Source organism: Bacteroides ilei (genome assembly GCF_900128495.1).
GTDB lineage: Bacteria > Bacteroidota > Bacteroidia > Bacteroidales > Bacteroidaceae > Phocaeicola > Phocaeicola ilei.
Genome location: NZ_LT635801.1, coordinates 1,924,462 through 1,940,579, shown reverse-complemented (window position 1 = coordinate 1,940,579; position 16,118 = coordinate 1,924,462). Strand labels below are relative to the sequence as shown.

The window sequence follows — 16,118 nt, the reverse complement described above, 5'->3', positions numbered from 1 at the left end:
ATGTTTCTAGGAAAAAGTAATACTTTTACGACGTTGAAAATTAGACTTGAAACAAACCAAAACCAACGTTCATGAAGCGTATATTTTTTCCTTTTCTTTTTTTGTGCCTCTATTGTCTGAACGGCACCGCAACGGCACAACGAATCAAAGGAAGCGACACGGTGCTCCCTCTTACACAGGAACTGTCGGAAATGTACATGAAAAGTCACCCTTCTGAAACGGTTACCGTAACCGGAGGAGGAAGCGGTGTAGGCATCTCGGCACTGATGGACGGAACGACCGACCTGGCCATGGCTTCCCGCCGCATCAAATTCAGTGAAAAGATCAAGATGAAGCAGGCCCGGCACGAACCCTGTGAAGTCATTGTCGCCTATGACGCACTGGCCATTATCGTCAATCCCCGCAATCCCGTCAGGCAACTGACACGCGAACAGCTGGAAGCCATTTTCCGCGGAAAGATAACCAACTGGAAACAGGTGGGCGGAGAAGACGCGAAAATCATCGTATACTCACGTGAAACATCGTCGGGAACTTACGAATTCTTCAAGGAAAGCGTACTGAAAAACAAGAACTATATGAGCGGAGTACTTTCCATGCCCGCTACCGGAGCCATCATCCAGTCGGTCAGCCAGACCAAAGGAGCCATCGGCTATGTAGGCCTTGCCTACCTCAACCCACGCGTAAAAGCACTAGCTGTTTCTTACGACCAAGGCAAAACGTTTGTCTACCCCTCTGTGAAAACTGCTATCCGGAAAGAATACCCTGTAGTGCGCCCTCTCTATTATTATTACGAAAAAAAGAATGAGGCTAAGGTGCTTCCTTTCCTGAAATACCTCACTACGCAGGAAGCGAAAGACAAGATCCTCCAACTTGGTTTCATTCCCCGCTAATATCTATGCCGACTTATGAAAAAATGGATTGACATTATCGTAAACCGCATCTTTACCGTCAGCGGGTTCACCACCAGTGCAGCGATCCTGCTCATTATCGGATTTCTTTTCAGCGAAGCGGCCGGACTGTTCTACAACCCCATCATAGATAAAGGATATGTATTAGCACTGAACCAGCAGAACACCGTTACAGAACTCAGCGCAAAGGAAATTAAAGACATCTTTGACGAAGAGATCACCAACTGGAAAGAGTTAGGTGGACCCGACATGCCTGTCAAGGTATTCAGACTGGAGGATCTCGACAAGTATTACTCCGAAGAGGAACTGGGTCCTGAATATGAATATGCCGGCGACAAAATAGCCGAACAGATCTACCGGAATCCGGGTATAATTGCCTTTGTCCCCGAAGTACTGATCGAACACCATTCCAACTTACGCGTCATCGATGGCAAGACAATCCCGGTAAAGGACGTGTTGCTGGGTGATGAATGGTTCCCTACAGCAACCCCATCACCCATCTTCGGTATCCTCCCGCTGGTAAGCGGAACCCTGTGGGTAAGCTTCTTCGCAATCCTGATAGCGCTACCTTTCGGAATGGCCGTTTCTATTTACCTGGCTGAAGTGGCCGACGACCGGAAACGTCGGTTACTGAAACCCGTCATTGAACTGCTGAACGGTATCCCATCGGTAGTCTACGGATTCTTCGGACTTACCGTCATCGTACCCTTTCTCCAGAATGTCTTTAACCTGCCGGTCGGTGAATCGGGACTGGCTGGAAGCATTGTTCTGGCCATCATGGCTCTTCCTACCATCATTACCGTAGCCGAAGATTCCATGCGGAGCTGTCCGCGTGCCATGCGTGAAGCCAGTCTGGCACTGGGAGCCAGCCAGTGGCAGACCATCTATAAGGTAGTGATCCCCTTCTCAGCTTCGGGTATCACGTCGGGAATCGTGCTGGGCATAGGACGCGCCATCGGGGAAACCATGGCGGTACTGATGGTGACCGGCAATGCGGCAGTCATGCCTTCCAGCATCCTGGAACCTCTGCGTACCATACCCGCCACGATTGCAGCCGAACTGGGAGAAGCTCCGGCAGGAGGCGCACATTACCAGGCTCTGTTCCTGCTGGGTGTCATCCTATTCTTCATCACATTATTCACCAATGCGTGCGTCGAGTTCGTTTCCGCACGCAACAAATCCAAGAAATAACCATGGCCATCGGAACAAACAGCACATACAACCGGCGCAAGAAAGGCATACAGCATTTCATGTTCGCCATTTTCCGGATACTGAGCATATTCGTGGCACTTATCCTGTTCTTTATCCTGGGGTTCATCATCGTAAAAGGTATAAGTGTCATCAACTGGGATTTCCTGACCGAATTTCCACGTGACGGAATGACACGCGGCGGAATCTGGCCTGCCATTGTCGGTACTTTCTACCTGATGACAGGAAGCGCCCTCTTTTCCTTCCCGATCGGGGTAATGAGCGGGATCTACATGAACGAATACGCCCCGAAAGGCAGGCTTGTCAGCTTTATCCGGATGATGACCAATAACCTGGCCGGTATCCCGTCTATCGTTTTCGGACTGTTCGGCATGGCTTTCTTCGTCAACCGCCTGAGTTTCGGCGACAGTATCCTGGCAGGATCGCTAACCCTGGGACTACTGGCACTGCCCATCATTATCCGCACCACGGAAGAAGCTTTCAAGAACATTCCGAACAGCTACCGTGAAGGTAGCATGGCACTCGGGGCCACCAAGGCGCAGACCATATGGAAAGTACTGCTCCCGATGGCCATGCCACGGATCATCACGGGACTGATTCTTTCTATGGGACGCGTATCGGGCGAAACGGCACCTATCCTGTTTACCTGCGCCGCCTACTTCCTGCCCAAGCTTCCGCAAAGCATATTCGACCAATGTATGGCCCTGCCATACCACCTGTATGTGGTAGCAACAAGCGGAACCGACATCGAAGCACAGATGCCCATAGCCTACGGCACAGCCTTTGTACTGATCATGATCATACTGGTCATGAACCTGTTGGCCAACAGCATCCGGAAATACTTTGAAGATAAACTCAAATCGAAATAAGCCTGTACAATATAAAATACAAGAAGACAAGATCAACCAGAAAAACAAGAATCAAGACCATATATGAACAAGATTGAAGCAACCAACGTCAATTTCTTCTACGGCGATTTCCGTGCATTGAAGGATATCAGCATACAGATACCCGAAAAGGAAGTAATCGCCTTCATCGGTCCCTCAGGATGCGGTAAATCGACCTTCCTGCGCCTGTTCAACCGGATGAACGACCTGATACCCGGAACACGGCTGACAGGAGAAATCCTGATTGACGGACAAGACATATACGACCGGTCTGTAGATGTAGACAATCTCCGGAAAAACGTAGGGATGGTATTCCAACGTCCCAATCCTTTTCCGAAGAGCATATTCGAGAATGTAGCCTACGGACTTCGAGTAAACGGGATAAAGGACAAGGAATTCATCGAACACCGGGTAAAGGAAGCGCTGACAGGCGCCGCCTTATGGGATGAAGTGAAAGGAAAACTCAAGGAATCGGCCTTTGACCTTTCAGGAGGCCAGCAGCAACGTCTGTGCATCGCCCGGGCCATGGCTGTAGAACCGTCCATACTGCTGATGGACGAACCCGCCTCAGCACTCGACCCCATTTCAACATCCAAGATAGAAGAACTGATCTGTGAACTGAGCAGTCAGACTACCATCATCATCGTAACCCACAGCATGCAACAGGCAGCGCGGGTCAGCAACAAGACCGCATTCTTCTATATGGGAGAAATGGTGGAATATGGAGAGACCAAGAAAATATTTACCAATCCATCGAAAGAAGCGACTCAGAATTACATTACTGGCCGCTTCGGATAACCTATAATTCATAACGCTATGCTCAAATTTGTAGAAAATGAACTCCAGAACATAAAGAACCAGATAAATGAAATGTGGACTCTGGTATACCAACAGCTTGACTGCGCCTACCGCTCGGTATTGGACGCCGACCAGAAGCTGGCCAACAAGGTCGTTGCCCGTGAAAAAAGAGTCAATGCCTTCGAGCTGAAGATAGACAGTGACATAGAAGACTTCATAGCCCTGTACAATCCGGTAGCCGTAGACCTTCGTTTCGCCCTGGCCATGCTGAAGATAAACAGTAATCTGGAACGCATAGGCGACTATGCAGACAGCATCGCCCGTTTCGTAATCCGCAACCAGATACGGCCTGAGAACAAGGTCCTGTTCAACGAACTCCAATTGCAGGATATGTTCGACATGGTACTCGATATGCTTAATACCACTTACGACGGACTTCAAAAACGGGACCTGCAACTGACAAAATCTGTATTCGAGAAAGACGAAACCCTCGATATCCTGAACCAGAATGCAATAAACGCCCTTTCTGTCCACGCCACAGAACACATGGAAGACATCAGGCTCTGCCTGGAGATTGCAGGGATATTCCGTAAACTTGAAAGGGCCGGCGACCATATCAACAACCTGGCCGAAGAAACGATCTTCTACATCGACGCCGAAGTGCTGAAACACAGTAAAACCCTGAAACAGGACAAAACCGAATAGCAATCTTTTCCTAAATCCAGTTATATCATAACGAAAAGCGGAAGGAAGCACCCACAATGGATGCGCTCCTTCCGCTTCCTTTATATCTAAAACAGACAATATCTGTCTATTCCCGATCAGATACCCAATGACTTCTTGATGGCTTCTACCTTTTCCATAGCTTTAGCCGTTGCACTAGCATAGCATTTCGGGCAACCCATCTCTCCTACAACCTCCATATAGAACTTGATCTTAGGTTCTGTGCCCGACGGACGTACAGAAACCTTGCATCCGTCTTCTGTAAAGAACTGGAGAACATTGGAAGGTTCCGGCATATCCAGATCGGTAACGGTACCGTCGGCTGCGGTAGCCTTCAAAGTCTTGTAGTCCTTGACCAGCTTCACCTTGGAGCCGCCCAATTCCTTCGGAGGACATGCACGGAAATTATCCATCATAGCCTTGATCTCGTCGGCACCGCTCTTACCCGGTTTCACTACATTCACGGTAACTTCCTTGGAGAATCCGTATTCTACATAGATTTCCATCAGGATATCATATAGAGTCTTGCCCTGGTCTTTCGCCCATGCACAGATTTCGGCCAACAGAGAACAAGCTGAAACGGCATCCTTGTCACGTACAAAATCTTCGGCCAAGAAGCCATAGCTTTCTTCACCGCCACCGATATACTGTTCCTTACCTTCACGCAGACGGATTTCACGGGCAATCCATTTGAATCCTGTATAGCAGTCAAGCATCTTGATATGGTTCTTGTCGGCAACCTTCTTGATCAGTTCGGTAGTCACGATAGTCTTTACGATGAATTCATTACCCTTCATCTTACCCATAGCGATACGGTTCTTGATGATGTAATACAAGAAGATCAAACAAGTCTGGTTACCGTTGATCAGCACCCATTCTCCGTTACTGTCCTTGCAGGCCATACCTACACGGTCGGCATCCGGATCGGAAGCCATCACGATATCGGCATCGATTTCCTTAGCCAGCTTGATAGCCAAAGTCAGGGCTTCGGCATTTTCAGGATTCGGAGAAACCACGGTAGGGAAATCACCGCTCTTTACCATCTGTTCCGGCACACAATGAACATTTTCAAAGCCCCACAACTTCAATGACTGGGGAATCAGCATCATACCTGTACCGTGAATCGGTGTATAGACAATCTTCAGATCTTTCTGGCGCTTGATCACTTCCGGATCGATGGAAATAGTATGAACCTGACGCAAATATTCGTCGTCTACTTCCTTACCGATAATCTGGATCAAATCCTTATTGCCTTCAAACTTGATATCAGCAGCCGAATGTACATTGTTCACTTCATCAATGATACCTTTATCGTGCGGAGCTAATACCTGGGCACCGTCGTCCCAATAAGCCTTGTATCCGTTATATTCCTTCGGGTTGTGAGAAGCAGTCAGAATGATACCGCTCTGACATCCCAGATGACGGATGGCGAAAGACATCTCCGGAGTAGGACGCATATCTTCAAACAGATACACTTTGATACCATTTGCAGAGAAGATATTGGCAGAAATTTCAGCAAACTTGCGGCTATTATTACGGCAGTCGTGACCCACTACCACACTTATATCTTTCTTTCCGGCAAAACACTTGTTCAAATAGTTTGACAATCCCTGCGTAGCAGCCCCTACCGTATATATGTTCATACGGTTAGAACCTACTCCCATGATACCACGCAAGCCACCTGTTCCGAATTCCAGGTCCTTGTAAAATGCCTCAATCAGGTCAGTCTTATCCGGATTTTCCAGTAATTTCTTAACTTCAGCCTGAGTTTCAGCATCATAAGCAGGAGTTAACCATTTCTGAGCCTTCTCAGTACATAATTTGATCAATTCTTCGTTTTCCATGATTTTATCTTTTTTATAATGATTGTTTTCCACTGTATCAGTCGAACAAAAATAAAAGATTCATTCTAAATTTCCTAACATTTTTGAAAAATAAAAACTCAAAAACAGATGGCTGACCAAACAATCATTCCAATACCTTACTCTTATAACGGTCGCCGGTCTCCTTTACCAGCTGGTCAAGGAATTCTTTCGGATACCCCGGACGGTCGAGCGGAGCCGAATTACCGGTTTCGGGACGTACAAGCTTACCATTCTTCACCCGTTTTACCGCTCCGTCATTATAGCGTACAATCAAGAATTCACCCAGCCGTTTCCAACTGTCAACGGCAATCTGAGCACTCATGCCCGTATAATCCGTCAGGAAAGCCTTGGCTTTAGCCGGATCCTGTGCATACAGCTTCATAGCCTGACTTTCGACTCCCTCCTGGGCATTCGCATACATGTCTTCCAACGAATTCTGGACGGCACGCATATCGTCAATCATCAGGCTGTAACGGGGACGTATCATGTCGGCCACCCAGTTATAGATCCAGAAACCGGAATTCCAGGAGAATGTTACACAGTCGCCTTCCCCTTCCGCATACGAAGCCGGAACTTTGTCGGTATTGCAGTAAACTGGAGTGAAGACCGTCATATTCGCATCGTCCAGACCAAACCACAGAACACCACCTATCGCATCCGGATAATTGGCACGCATCTGAGCCACAAACGTAAAGCCTGTCTGCTGGGTAGAAATAGGACGCTCGTTGAAATATTCCTGACCGTCTACCTTAAACGTTAGAGGCGACAGGCGGTAAGGAGTCTTGAACGGTCCGGCTCCCATATCTTCCGTTATATCCAGCGGGGTACCTTCATAATGGTCACGCATGGCGTGCTGGATATCACGTACAGAGACCTTTCTATCCGGCTTTACATACAGTGGCATCGGCTCCTTGCTTTCACCTTGTATATAGGAAAGATAAGCCTGTCCGGTAACCTTGCTGAACATGTTAAAGAAACTCCATACCCGGGCTTCACAGAAACGCAGTCCGCTGAAATCAAGCGGACAATAGGCATCGGCGAAGCTGAAATCCTTGTTCAAGCCGTCGAAATACCCTTTTTCGCGGGCAAAAGAGATTACATCGGGCGAATACAGACAGTTGTCCTTGTCGTTCATATCGAACTTGTGGATACGGCTCTGGTTGGCATGTGCCGCAATGCAGTCGTCCGGAATACGGACAGCCACCCATACGGCTCCCCTCACCCCAGGTCCTTTTCCAACCATTTCAAGGATCCATACCTCATTCGGGTCGGCAATGGAAAATGATTCACCACTGCTATAATAACCGTATTCCTTCACCAAATCGGTCATCACCTTGATAGCCTCCTTCGCCGTACGCGAACGCTGCAATGCCACATAGATCAGGCTCCCGTAATCCATTATTCCGGTAGTGTCTACCAGCTCGGGACGTCCCCCGAAAGTAGTCTCCCCTATGGTTACCTGATATTCATTCATATTACCGATTACGTTATATGTCTGTCTGGCCTCCTTGATCTGGCCCAGATATTTACCGGTATCCCATTCATAGATGTCACGCATAGCTCCCGAAGGATACGTAGCGGCCGGATAATGACAAAGGAACCCGAACATACCATATGAATCGGCCGAATAGGACACAATTACAGAACCGTCGGCCGACGCCTTCTTGCCGACAATCAGGTTGGTACAGGCCCAACCTTCGACAACAACTGCAGCGAGCAGTGCCATCACAAACATCATTTTCTTTATCATAGCTTATCAGAATTTATATTGTTTACGTGTTTCATTCCCGCAATAGTCAACCACCGTTACATCGGCAGTATGGGGCACCCCTTTCTTTATCTTTTCCCGGTCCTGGATAACCAGTACCCCCTTTTTCAGCCCGAACAGAACAAACTTTCCGTCGATGTACACTTTATAGCTCTTGATACCGGTTCCCGTGTCCCTTACAGAAAAACGGACATTACGGTTGATACGCCATCCGTTCCTACCTACCGGTGTAATACGCGGGGCTACCGTATCGACAGCCACAGCAAACGTGCCCAAGCTACGGACATTCGTCTTCACCCAGCCGTTGCTGAACTTTCCACCCATGGAAGAACGCCATTTCCCGAACTTCTGCTGGATATAATATTTTGTAGAATCGGCTACAGGCATATGGCGGACTCCAATCGACAAGGAACAATAACCGTGTAACGGTGTATTTCCTGCATCCAGCACGTAATCAAAGGAAATGCTGGCACTATCACCTTTCACCTTCGTCCGCAGGCCTACATTATCATAAACCATTCCTTTGGGAACCACCAGTTCCATACCGGGTTCCTGTATCACATTCGTCCGGTTCCAGTACAGCATCTTGTTCGTATCCACCTTATAAGACGGAATGTCCTGTCTCTTGCCACGAACTACAAAACGGTATGTCCTTCTGTTTCCGAAACCGTCTTCAAGCACATAGCAGAAACGGTAGTCGCGCTCTTCATCGATATGGACTACCCCCCGGCTCTCATCCACATGCAGCAGACGGAGACTGTTGCCTGGAAGCTTGTATGAACGCATAATCAGCCGACGTGTACGGACCAGCTCGTCATAATCGGTAAATCCGTTTATCATGCGGTTCTCGTCGGCCGACACTTCATCGGTAGTACTGTTGAAAACCTTTACGGAATCGACATACAGTGTAACCGAATGAACCCCGTAGAAATTGGATGTCCCGTCCATATAGTCGCGCGCACTGATTCCCGTATAGATATCTCCCCACGCTGTCACTGTCTGCCGCAAGGCACTGACATTCACCAGTTTCTTTCTCGGAAGACCATTTATAACCCCTTTTCCGGGTACCGGATAATAACCTACCAGACTGGCAACGGGAGCCTTTTTATCCTTGAGGTAACGTTTGAAGAAAGGCATCGGGTCTACGTAGTCCCCGTTATCATTCCTCCTCAGCTCCAGATGCAGATGAGGACCGGCCGACGAACCTTCATTCCCACTGAGGGCTATCACTTCCCCCTCCTGGACCGGCAGCACCTCAGGTCCGATCTTTATATCACACACAAACGTCTCGTTCCTATACTGGTAGTCGCGTACATACTGCTGTATTTTCGGAGCAAAAGAAACTACATGGCCGTAAACAGATGTATATCCGTTAGGATGGGTAACGAAAATAGCCTGCCCGTATCCCCCGTGCAGCACCATGATCCGTGACACATACCCTTCTGCCACACTGTGGATCGGTTTCCCAGTCACTCCCTGAGTCTTTATATCCAATCCGTTATGAAAATGATTCGGACGAAGCTCCCCGAAATTAGCACTCAACAACAATGGAAAATCAAATGGAGAACGGAATTCCACACTCTTCTCCGTCTGGGCCTGCCCGCACAATCCTGTACCCAAGGCAAGCATCAACAACACCTTTTTTATCATTTCTGTATCAATCCTATTTTTTCCTTACAAAGATAGAAGATTTCCTGCCAAGGACAATATCAGAATCTCCATTCTTTAATGAAGTATATTTATCATATAACATAAAAATATTGAAAATCTTGTTTTTATCATACAAATTCCGTATATTCGTATATTGGTATTTCTTTCGGATCCGTAAAGCCCGAACATGACAATTCTGTTGAATCGGGACAGACCATCCCATTTTACCATCTTGCTTTTACTTTTTATTTTTTGTTTTTCAATAGGACTATATAATAAACAGTTAAACAGCAATCTGGCACATTTTGGATGTAAACTGCACCTTTTAGCCGATTGCCTGATGTAACCGGTCGTTGCGAGGATGGTTCTGAACACTCAGAACACCAACTGTCATATTCCGGGAAAGGATCCGAAGAAAACAGTTCCTCTTCATCTGTATATGAAGTCTTGTACGCATTTTTGTTACAAGTGGAACCGGGCACTCTCTTCAGAGTATTCCGACAGCTTTTTCTACAGCCCGTCGAATCCACTTGTAACAATTGGCGATCTACCTCCGAAAATAAATTGCCTTCATTATTACTTTTAGTTATAATAGATAAAAATTTTTCAATTGCCACATCCGATTTTATCTCCTACTTTTGCAGACAGAAACAAAGAATTAACCAACTAACTGTAATCACACAATGTTTGAAAAAGGAAATAGAGGAAATACTCTCCATGGTATTCTGCTTATTGCATTGTTCTCGTTTGCGGCATTCTACATCGCCGAAATCCCTTTTGTAAAAGGCCTTTCATTCAGTCCGCTGATTGTAGGTATCATTTTAGGTATGCTTTACGCCAACAGTCTGCGTAACCGCCTTCCCGAAACCTGGGTTCCAGGTATCAAGTTCTGTACCAAACAAATCTTGCGTGCCGGTATCGTTCTTTACGGATTCCGTCTGACACTGACCCAGGTAGCTGCCGTAGGTCTGCCTGCAGTAGTCATAGATATCATCATTGTAGCCGGTACCATCTTCTTAGGGATCTGGCTCGGAAAACTTCTCAAAATGGACAAGGATACTTCACTGATGACAGCTACCGGTAGTGCTATCTGCGGTGCCGCAGCCGTATTGGGAGCCGAACCTGTAGTGAAATGTGAAGGACATAAGACAGCCATAGCTGTATCGACTGTAGTCATCTTCGGTACCATCTCCATGTTCCTGTACCCTATCATGTACCGTGCCGGACTACTCGACGGACTGGGCGATATGGGAGTAGCCATCTATACAGGAAGTACACTCCATGAAGTGGCACACGTAGCCGGAGCCGGTAACGCAATGGATCCCACAGATGCACTGGGAATTGCCGGAACAGCGACCATAACCAAAATGATCCGTGTCATGATGCTTGCCCCTGTACTGGTAATCATGAGCTTCGCTCTGGCAAAACGTAAAAGTACCGAAAACGGTAATGCCAGCGGAAAAAGCAAGATTACAATTCCTTGGTTCGCATTCGGATTCATCGGGATTATCTGCCTGAATTCCTTACTGCAATATATATTAGGTGTAGACAGCGTAAAGGAAATTCCTCTGAACGGAGCAATCGAATACATCGATACCTTCATGCTTACAATGGCAATGACCGCCCTGGGTACAGACACCAGCATCGAGAAGTTCAAACAGGCAGGTGCCAAACCTTTCCTTCTGGCCGGACTGCTCTACATCTGGCTGGTAGGCGGAGGATACCTGATTACCCGATACCTGGTTCCGGCACTGATGTAACCGGTTCCGTAACACATGAAACAGAAACGGGAAACCGTAACTACAACCATATTCCGCCGCGATTCCCGTGGCGGAATTTTTCTTGTACAAATCTCATGAAATGCAGGATAGCCTCGTCTTCACGACCTTGTGTAGACACAAAACAGAAATGACGCTTGAACTGCAACCCGGCAATATCTACGATACGGAAACTGCCATTCTTCAACTCCCTGCCGATTGCCGCAATGGAAACAATCCCCATACTCGGACTACATTCCAGATAAGACTTTATACTCTCTGTACTGCCCAGATACATCTGTACCTGCAGAGATGAAAGTTTCAGATGCTGTTCGGCCAACACCATCTCTATGGCATCGAGTGTACCCGAACCTCTTTCACGCAGTACCAGAGGCACCTCTTTAAATTCGTCCAACGTGATTTCACCCGACTTGCCGATCGGACAGTCTACATGTACCACCGGTACCAGCTCATCACACAGAAACGGTTCATACTTCAAGTTGGGAAGGCGGAAAACACCTTCCACCATCCCCAATTCAATGTCATGCTCCTGCAAGGCACGCTCTATATTCCGGGAATTGGTTTCAATCAAGGAAATACTGATTTTCGGATACTTCTGCTTATACTGTGCCAGCACGGGAGGCAGCACATATTGGGCAATCGTCGTACTGGCGCCCAGACGCAACTGGCCGGTATACTCATTATGCAGCAAATGCATATCGTATTCCAGCTTACGGTAATCGTCCAGAAGCCGTTCACAATGCTCCAACAGAACCTGCCCCGATTCGGTGAGTGAAATCCTGTTTCCCAAACGGTTGAACAGACGAGTCTGGTACAAGCTCTCCAATTCACGGATATGCTTGGTTATAGCAGGCTGGCTGACAAACAGCTCCTGAGATGCCTTCGTAAAACTCAGGTTTTTCGCTACACTGTAAAAAACTTTCAGACGGAAATCGGACAATCTAATAAAATAATATTAATAATACATTAATGTAAGAATCACATAGCACCGGAAACATCAAGGCTACAACTCATCGGCACGGATACCGAGCGACTGAAGAATGGAAAATCCCACGAGCTCGAACTTATAGGACAGCTCATGAGCAGGAGGATTCATTCCGAACACCACAAAACGCTCTTTCTTATCCATCTTTCCGAGCCGGGCATCAACCTGCTCCCCATAACTGTCCTCATCCGGAACCAGAATGATCTTTTCCGTCTGCACGGATTCACTGGCCAGCATCATCGATTCAAGGAACAACTCTTCGCATGTAGCCATATCCGATGGCTGGAAAGCATATACCGAAAACTCTCCCAGCTGACTCTTAAACGCCACTTCATGCAGATCCTTATCCAGATTGGAAGGAGTGCAGAACTTCATTTTATTCTCTCCGTTCCGATAGATAAATATCACCTGCACTTCGTTTTCACCTAACGTCACACCCGAATCCAAAGCCAGACACTCCAGCAAGGTTGCCAGATCGGCTTTCGGCAGTTTCCGGTTCACTATCGGAGCGAAATGTTCGGTCAGGTCACTCCCTACTCTATCCAGATAAGACGCATCTATCAACATCACCGTGGGGGCAAAAGGTATCTTCTTTTCCATTGCTGTATATTACTCTTTTTAAGTTTATGGCATAAAGATATAAAAAGTTTGCTGACATTTTGTTCCTCTTGCAGACAAAGTTGCAGAAACTAAAGCTAAACAACTGACATTTAGGCATATATCTATCAAAAATACAGATTGGCAAAGATTTTGGAGAATACTAGTCGAACTTAATAAAAACAGAAAACAGAAAGGAGACACAATATGAACTTTAACAACTTTACAATCAAATCGCAAGAGGCTGTGCAGGAAGCGGTGAACCTGGTACAGAACCGTGGACAGCAGGCTATCGAGCCCGAGCATTTGTTGGCAGGTGTGCTGAAGGTCGGTGAAAATGTAACCAACTTCATTTTCCAGAAATTGGGTATCAACGGCCAGCAGATCGCTACCGTACTCGACAAGCAGATTGCTTCTCTGCCGAAGGTTTCGGGCGGTGAACCGTACCTGAGCCGTGACGCCAACGAGGTTTTGCAGAAAGCTGTCGACTACTCCAAACAATTAGGTGACGAATACGTCTCACTGGAAGCTATCATACTGGCCCTGTTAAATGTCAAAAGTACAGTAAGTACTATATTGAAGGATGCGGGCATGACCGATAAGGAACTGCGTGCAGCCATCAATGAACTGAGACAGGGACAGAACGTAACATCCCAGTCGAGTGAAGATACATACCAGTCGTTGAACAAATATGCCATCAATCTGATAGAGGCTGCCCGTAACGGGAAACTGGATCCGGTTATCGGCCGTGACGAAGAAATCCGTCGTGTGCTTCAGATTTTGAGCCGTCGTACCAAGAACAACCCGATCCTGATCGGTGAACCGGGTACCGGTAAAACCGCCATCGTGGAAGGTCTGGCACAACGTATCCTCCGGGGAGATGTTCCTGAAAATCTGAAGAACAAACAGCTCTATTCACTGGATATGGGTGCATTGGTTGCCGGTGCAAAGTATAAAGGTGAATTCGAGGAACGTCTGAAATCAGTGATCAATGAGGTCACCAAGTCCGACGGAAACATCATCCTGTTCATCGATGAAATCCATACTTTGGTCGGTGCAGGTAAAGGTGAAGGCGCCATGGATGCCGCCAACATTCTGAAACCGGCATTGGCACGTGGTGAACTGAGAAGTATCGGTGCCACTACCCTTGACGAGTACCAGAAATACTTCGAGAAGGATAAGGCATTGGAACGTAGGTTCCAGACGGTCATGGTAAATGAACCTGATACGTTAAGCTCCATCTCCATCCTGCGTGGTCTGAAGGAACGGTATGAAAACCACCATCAGGTACGTATCAAGGATGAAGCCATCATTGCGGCTGTTGAACTAAGCAACCGTTACATTACCGAACGTTTCTTGCCGGATAAGGCCATCGACCTGATGGATGAAGCTGCCGCCAAGTTGCGTATGGAACGTGACTCTCTGCCTGAAGAACTGGATGAAATCGAACGCCGATTGAAACAGCTGGAAATTGAACGTGAAGCCATCAAGCGTGAAAAGGATGAAGACAAGCTTGCCAAACTGAACAAGGAAATTGCCGAGTTGAAAGAGCAGGAAACATCCTATAAGGCCAAATGGCAGAGCGAAAAGGAACTTGTGAACAAGATCCAGAAGAACAAGCAGGAAATAGAACAGCTGAAATTCGAAGCCGACAAGGCTGAACGTGAAGGTGATTACGGTAAGGTAGCCGAAATCCGTTACGGAAAGCTCCAGGCTTTGGAACAGGAGATCAAGGATATCCAAGCCGACCTGAAACAGAAGCAAGGTGATTGCGCCATGATCAAAGAAGAGGTTACCGCCGAAGATATCGCCGATGTAGTATCACGTTGGACAGGAATACCGGTCAGCAAGATGCTGCAAAGCGAACGCGACAAGCTGCTCCACCTGGAAGACGAACTGCACAAACGTGTAGTAGGTCAGGATGAAGCCATCAGGGCCGTGGCCGATGCCGTACGTCGTAGCCGTGCCGGTCTGCAGGATCCGAAACGTCCGATTGGTTCATTCATCTTCCTCGGAACTACCGGTGTAGGTAAGACCGAACTGGCAAAGGCTTTGGCCGAATACCTGTTCGATGATGAAAGCCTGATGACGCGTATCGATATGAGTGAATACCAGGAAAAGCATACGGTTTCACGTCTGATCGGTGCCCCTCCGGGATACGTCGGTTACGATGAAGGCGGACAGCTGACCGAAGCTGTACGGCGTAAACCGTACTCTGTCGTACTGTTCGATGAAATCGAAAAGGCGCATCCGGATGTATTCAACATCCTGTTGCAGGTATTGGACGACGGCCGTCTGACCGATAACAAGGGTCGTACGGTCAACTTCAAGAATACCATCATCATCATGACGTCAAACTTGGGATCTGCCTATATACAGAGCCAGTTCGAAAAGATCAATGACACGAACCATGACCAGATAGTAGAAGAGACCAAGAACGAAGTGATGAACATGTTGAAGAAGACTATCCGTCCGGAATTCTTGAACCGTATCGACGAAGTCATCATGTTCCAGCCGTTGGACAAGAACCAGATCAACCAGATTGTCCGCTTGCAGATCAACGGTATCCAGCACATGTTGTCAGAAAACGGTGTAACGCTGCAACTGACTGATGCTGCCTATGAGTTCCTGTCTACTGCCGGATTTGATCCTGAATTCGGTGCACGTCCTGTAAAACGTGCCATACAGCGGTACTTGCTGAACGACTTGTCAAAGAAGTTGCTGGCACAGGAAGTAGACCGTAACAAACCTATCGTTGTAGATTGTGCCAACGGTGAGTTGAAATTCAGAAACTAAACATTCGATTCATAGTAAAACGTTCTGCGGAACAACTTCAAACGCCCTGAAAGCCCCGACGCTTTCAGGGCGTTTTTTTATGTCATTAACCGCCGGAAAGCCAAAAAACGATATTCTTTTCAAGTCTCGTCCAAGAAATGCATTATCTTTGCAC

At 47.4% G+C, this 16,118-nt stretch carries 12 protein-coding genes; 7 read left to right on the top strand and 5 right to left on the bottom strand.

Going from position 1 to position 16,118, the window contains the following annotated elements; all coding sequences use genetic code 11:
* The first annotated feature begins 71 nt into the window (after positions 1 to 71).
* The 5 genes from BQ7489_RS17415 to phoU all read left to right on the top strand — a co-directional run bounded on the left by BQ7489_RS17415 (position 72) and on the right by phoU (position 4,507).
* Positions 72 to 890, top strand: a complete 819-nt coding sequence (locus tag BQ7489_RS17415; protein ID WP_072530642.1) for a PstS family phosphate ABC transporter substrate-binding protein — start codon at positions 72 to 74, stop codon at positions 888 to 890.
* A 15-nt stretch (positions 891 to 905) separates the two neighbouring features.
* Positions 906 to 2,099: a phosphate ABC transporter permease subunit PstC gene (gene pstC, locus BQ7489_RS17410; protein WP_072530641.1), complete on the top strand. Its 1,194-nt coding sequence runs from the start codon at positions 906 to 908 to the stop codon at positions 2,097 to 2,099.
* A gap of 2 nt (positions 2,100 to 2,101) precedes the next feature.
* Entirely contained in the window at positions 2,102 to 2,986 is an 885-nt protein-coding gene (gene pstA, locus BQ7489_RS08300; protein WP_072530640.1) for a phosphate ABC transporter permease PstA, read from the top strand.
* A gap of 63 nt (positions 2,987 to 3,049) precedes the next feature.
* Entirely contained in the window at positions 3,050 to 3,802 is a 753-nt protein-coding gene (gene pstB, locus BQ7489_RS08295) for a phosphate ABC transporter ATP-binding protein PstB (RefSeq protein WP_072530639.1), read from the top strand.
* Between the two features lie 18 nt (positions 3,803 to 3,820).
* The gene (gene phoU / locus BQ7489_RS08290; protein ID WP_072530638.1) at positions 3,821 to 4,507 is read left to right on the top strand and encodes a phosphate signaling complex protein PhoU; all 687 of its coding nucleotides are present in this window, start codon (positions 3,821 to 3,823) and stop codon (positions 4,505 to 4,507) included.
* 116 nt (positions 4,508 to 4,623) lie between these two features.
* On the opposite strand, the gene BQ7489_RS08285 is transcribed toward phoU, so the two are convergent.
* The 3 genes from BQ7489_RS08285 to BQ7489_RS08275 all read right to left on the bottom strand — a co-directional run bounded on the left by BQ7489_RS08285 (position 4,624) and on the right by BQ7489_RS08275 (position 9,808).
* Positions 4,624 to 6,369: a phospho-sugar mutase gene (locus BQ7489_RS08285; protein ID WP_072530637.1), complete on the bottom strand. Its 1,746-nt coding sequence runs from the start codon at positions 6,367 to 6,369 to the stop codon at positions 4,624 to 4,626.
* 124 nt (positions 6,370 to 6,493) lie between these two features.
* The gene (locus BQ7489_RS08280; protein WP_072530636.1) at positions 6,494 to 8,140 is read right to left on the bottom strand and encodes a C69 family dipeptidase; all 1,647 of its coding nucleotides are present in this window, start codon (positions 8,138 to 8,140) and stop codon (positions 6,494 to 6,496) included.
* Between the two features lie 6 nt (positions 8,141 to 8,146).
* The gene (locus tag BQ7489_RS08275) at positions 8,147 to 9,808 is read right to left on the bottom strand and encodes a M23 family metallopeptidase (RefSeq protein ID WP_072530635.1); all 1,662 of its coding nucleotides are present in this window, start codon (positions 9,806 to 9,808) and stop codon (positions 8,147 to 8,149) included.
* A 683-nt stretch (positions 9,809 to 10,491) separates the two neighbouring features.
* On the opposite strand from BQ7489_RS08275, the gene BQ7489_RS08265 reads away from it, so the two are divergent.
* Positions 10,492 to 11,568, top strand: coding sequence for a YeiH family protein (locus BQ7489_RS08265; RefSeq protein WP_072530633.1), 1,077 nt, complete (start codon positions 10,492 to 10,494; stop codon positions 11,566 to 11,568).
* A 40-nt stretch (positions 11,569 to 11,608) separates the two neighbouring features.
* Here the strand turns inward: BQ7489_RS08265 and BQ7489_RS08260 are convergent, their stop codons facing one another.
* Positions 11,609 to 12,526: a LysR substrate-binding domain-containing protein gene (locus tag BQ7489_RS08260; protein WP_072530632.1), complete on the bottom strand. Its 918-nt coding sequence runs from the start codon at positions 12,524 to 12,526 to the stop codon at positions 11,609 to 11,611.
* A 63-nt stretch (positions 12,527 to 12,589) separates the two neighbouring features.
* Positions 12,590 to 13,171, bottom strand: coding sequence for a DUF6621 family protein (locus BQ7489_RS08255; protein WP_072530631.1), 582 nt, complete (start codon positions 13,169 to 13,171; stop codon positions 12,590 to 12,592).
* A gap of 204 nt (positions 13,172 to 13,375) precedes the next feature.
* On the opposite strand from BQ7489_RS08255, the gene clpB reads away from it, so the two are divergent.
* A complete protein-coding gene (clpB, locus tag BQ7489_RS08250; protein WP_072530630.1) occupies positions 13,376 to 15,964 on the top strand; it encodes an ATP-dependent chaperone ClpB in 2,589 nt (862 codons plus the stop codon).
* Positions 15,965 to 16,118 lie beyond the last annotated feature (154 nt).

Coding starts and splice junctions, on each gene's coding strand:
- BQ7489_RS17415 (WP_072530642.1), top strand. CDS start 72: ATGAAGCGTATATTTTTTCCTTTTCTTTTTTTGTGCCTCTATTGTCTG.
- pstC (WP_072530641.1), top strand. CDS start 906: ATGAAAAAATGGATTGACATTATCGTAAACCGCATCTTTACCGTCAGC.
- pstA (WP_072530640.1), top strand. CDS start 2,102: ATGGCCATCGGAACAAACAGCACATACAACCGGCGCAAGAAAGGCATA.
- pstB (WP_072530639.1), top strand. CDS start 3,050: ATGAACAAGATTGAAGCAACCAACGTCAATTTCTTCTACGGCGATTTC.
- phoU (WP_072530638.1), top strand. CDS start 3,821: ATGCTCAAATTTGTAGAAAATGAACTCCAGAACATAAAGAACCAGATA.
- BQ7489_RS08285 (WP_072530637.1), bottom strand. CDS start 6,369: ATGGAAAACGAAGAATTGATCAAATTATGTACTGAGAAGGCTCAGAAA.
- BQ7489_RS08280 (WP_072530636.1), bottom strand. CDS start 8,140: ATGATAAAGAAAATGATGTTTGTGATGGCACTGCTCGCTGCAGTTGTT.
- BQ7489_RS08275 (WP_072530635.1), bottom strand. CDS start 9,808: ATGATAAAAAAGGTGTTGTTGATGCTTGCCTTGGGTACAGGATTGTGC.
- BQ7489_RS08265 (WP_072530633.1), top strand. CDS start 10,492: ATGTTTGAAAAAGGAAATAGAGGAAATACTCTCCATGGTATTCTGCTT.
- BQ7489_RS08255 (WP_072530631.1), bottom strand. CDS start 13,171: ATGGAAAAGAAGATACCTTTTGCCCCCACGGTGATGTTGATAGATGCG.
- clpB (WP_072530630.1), top strand. CDS start 13,376: ATGAACTTTAACAACTTTACAATCAAATCGCAAGAGGCTGTGCAGGAA.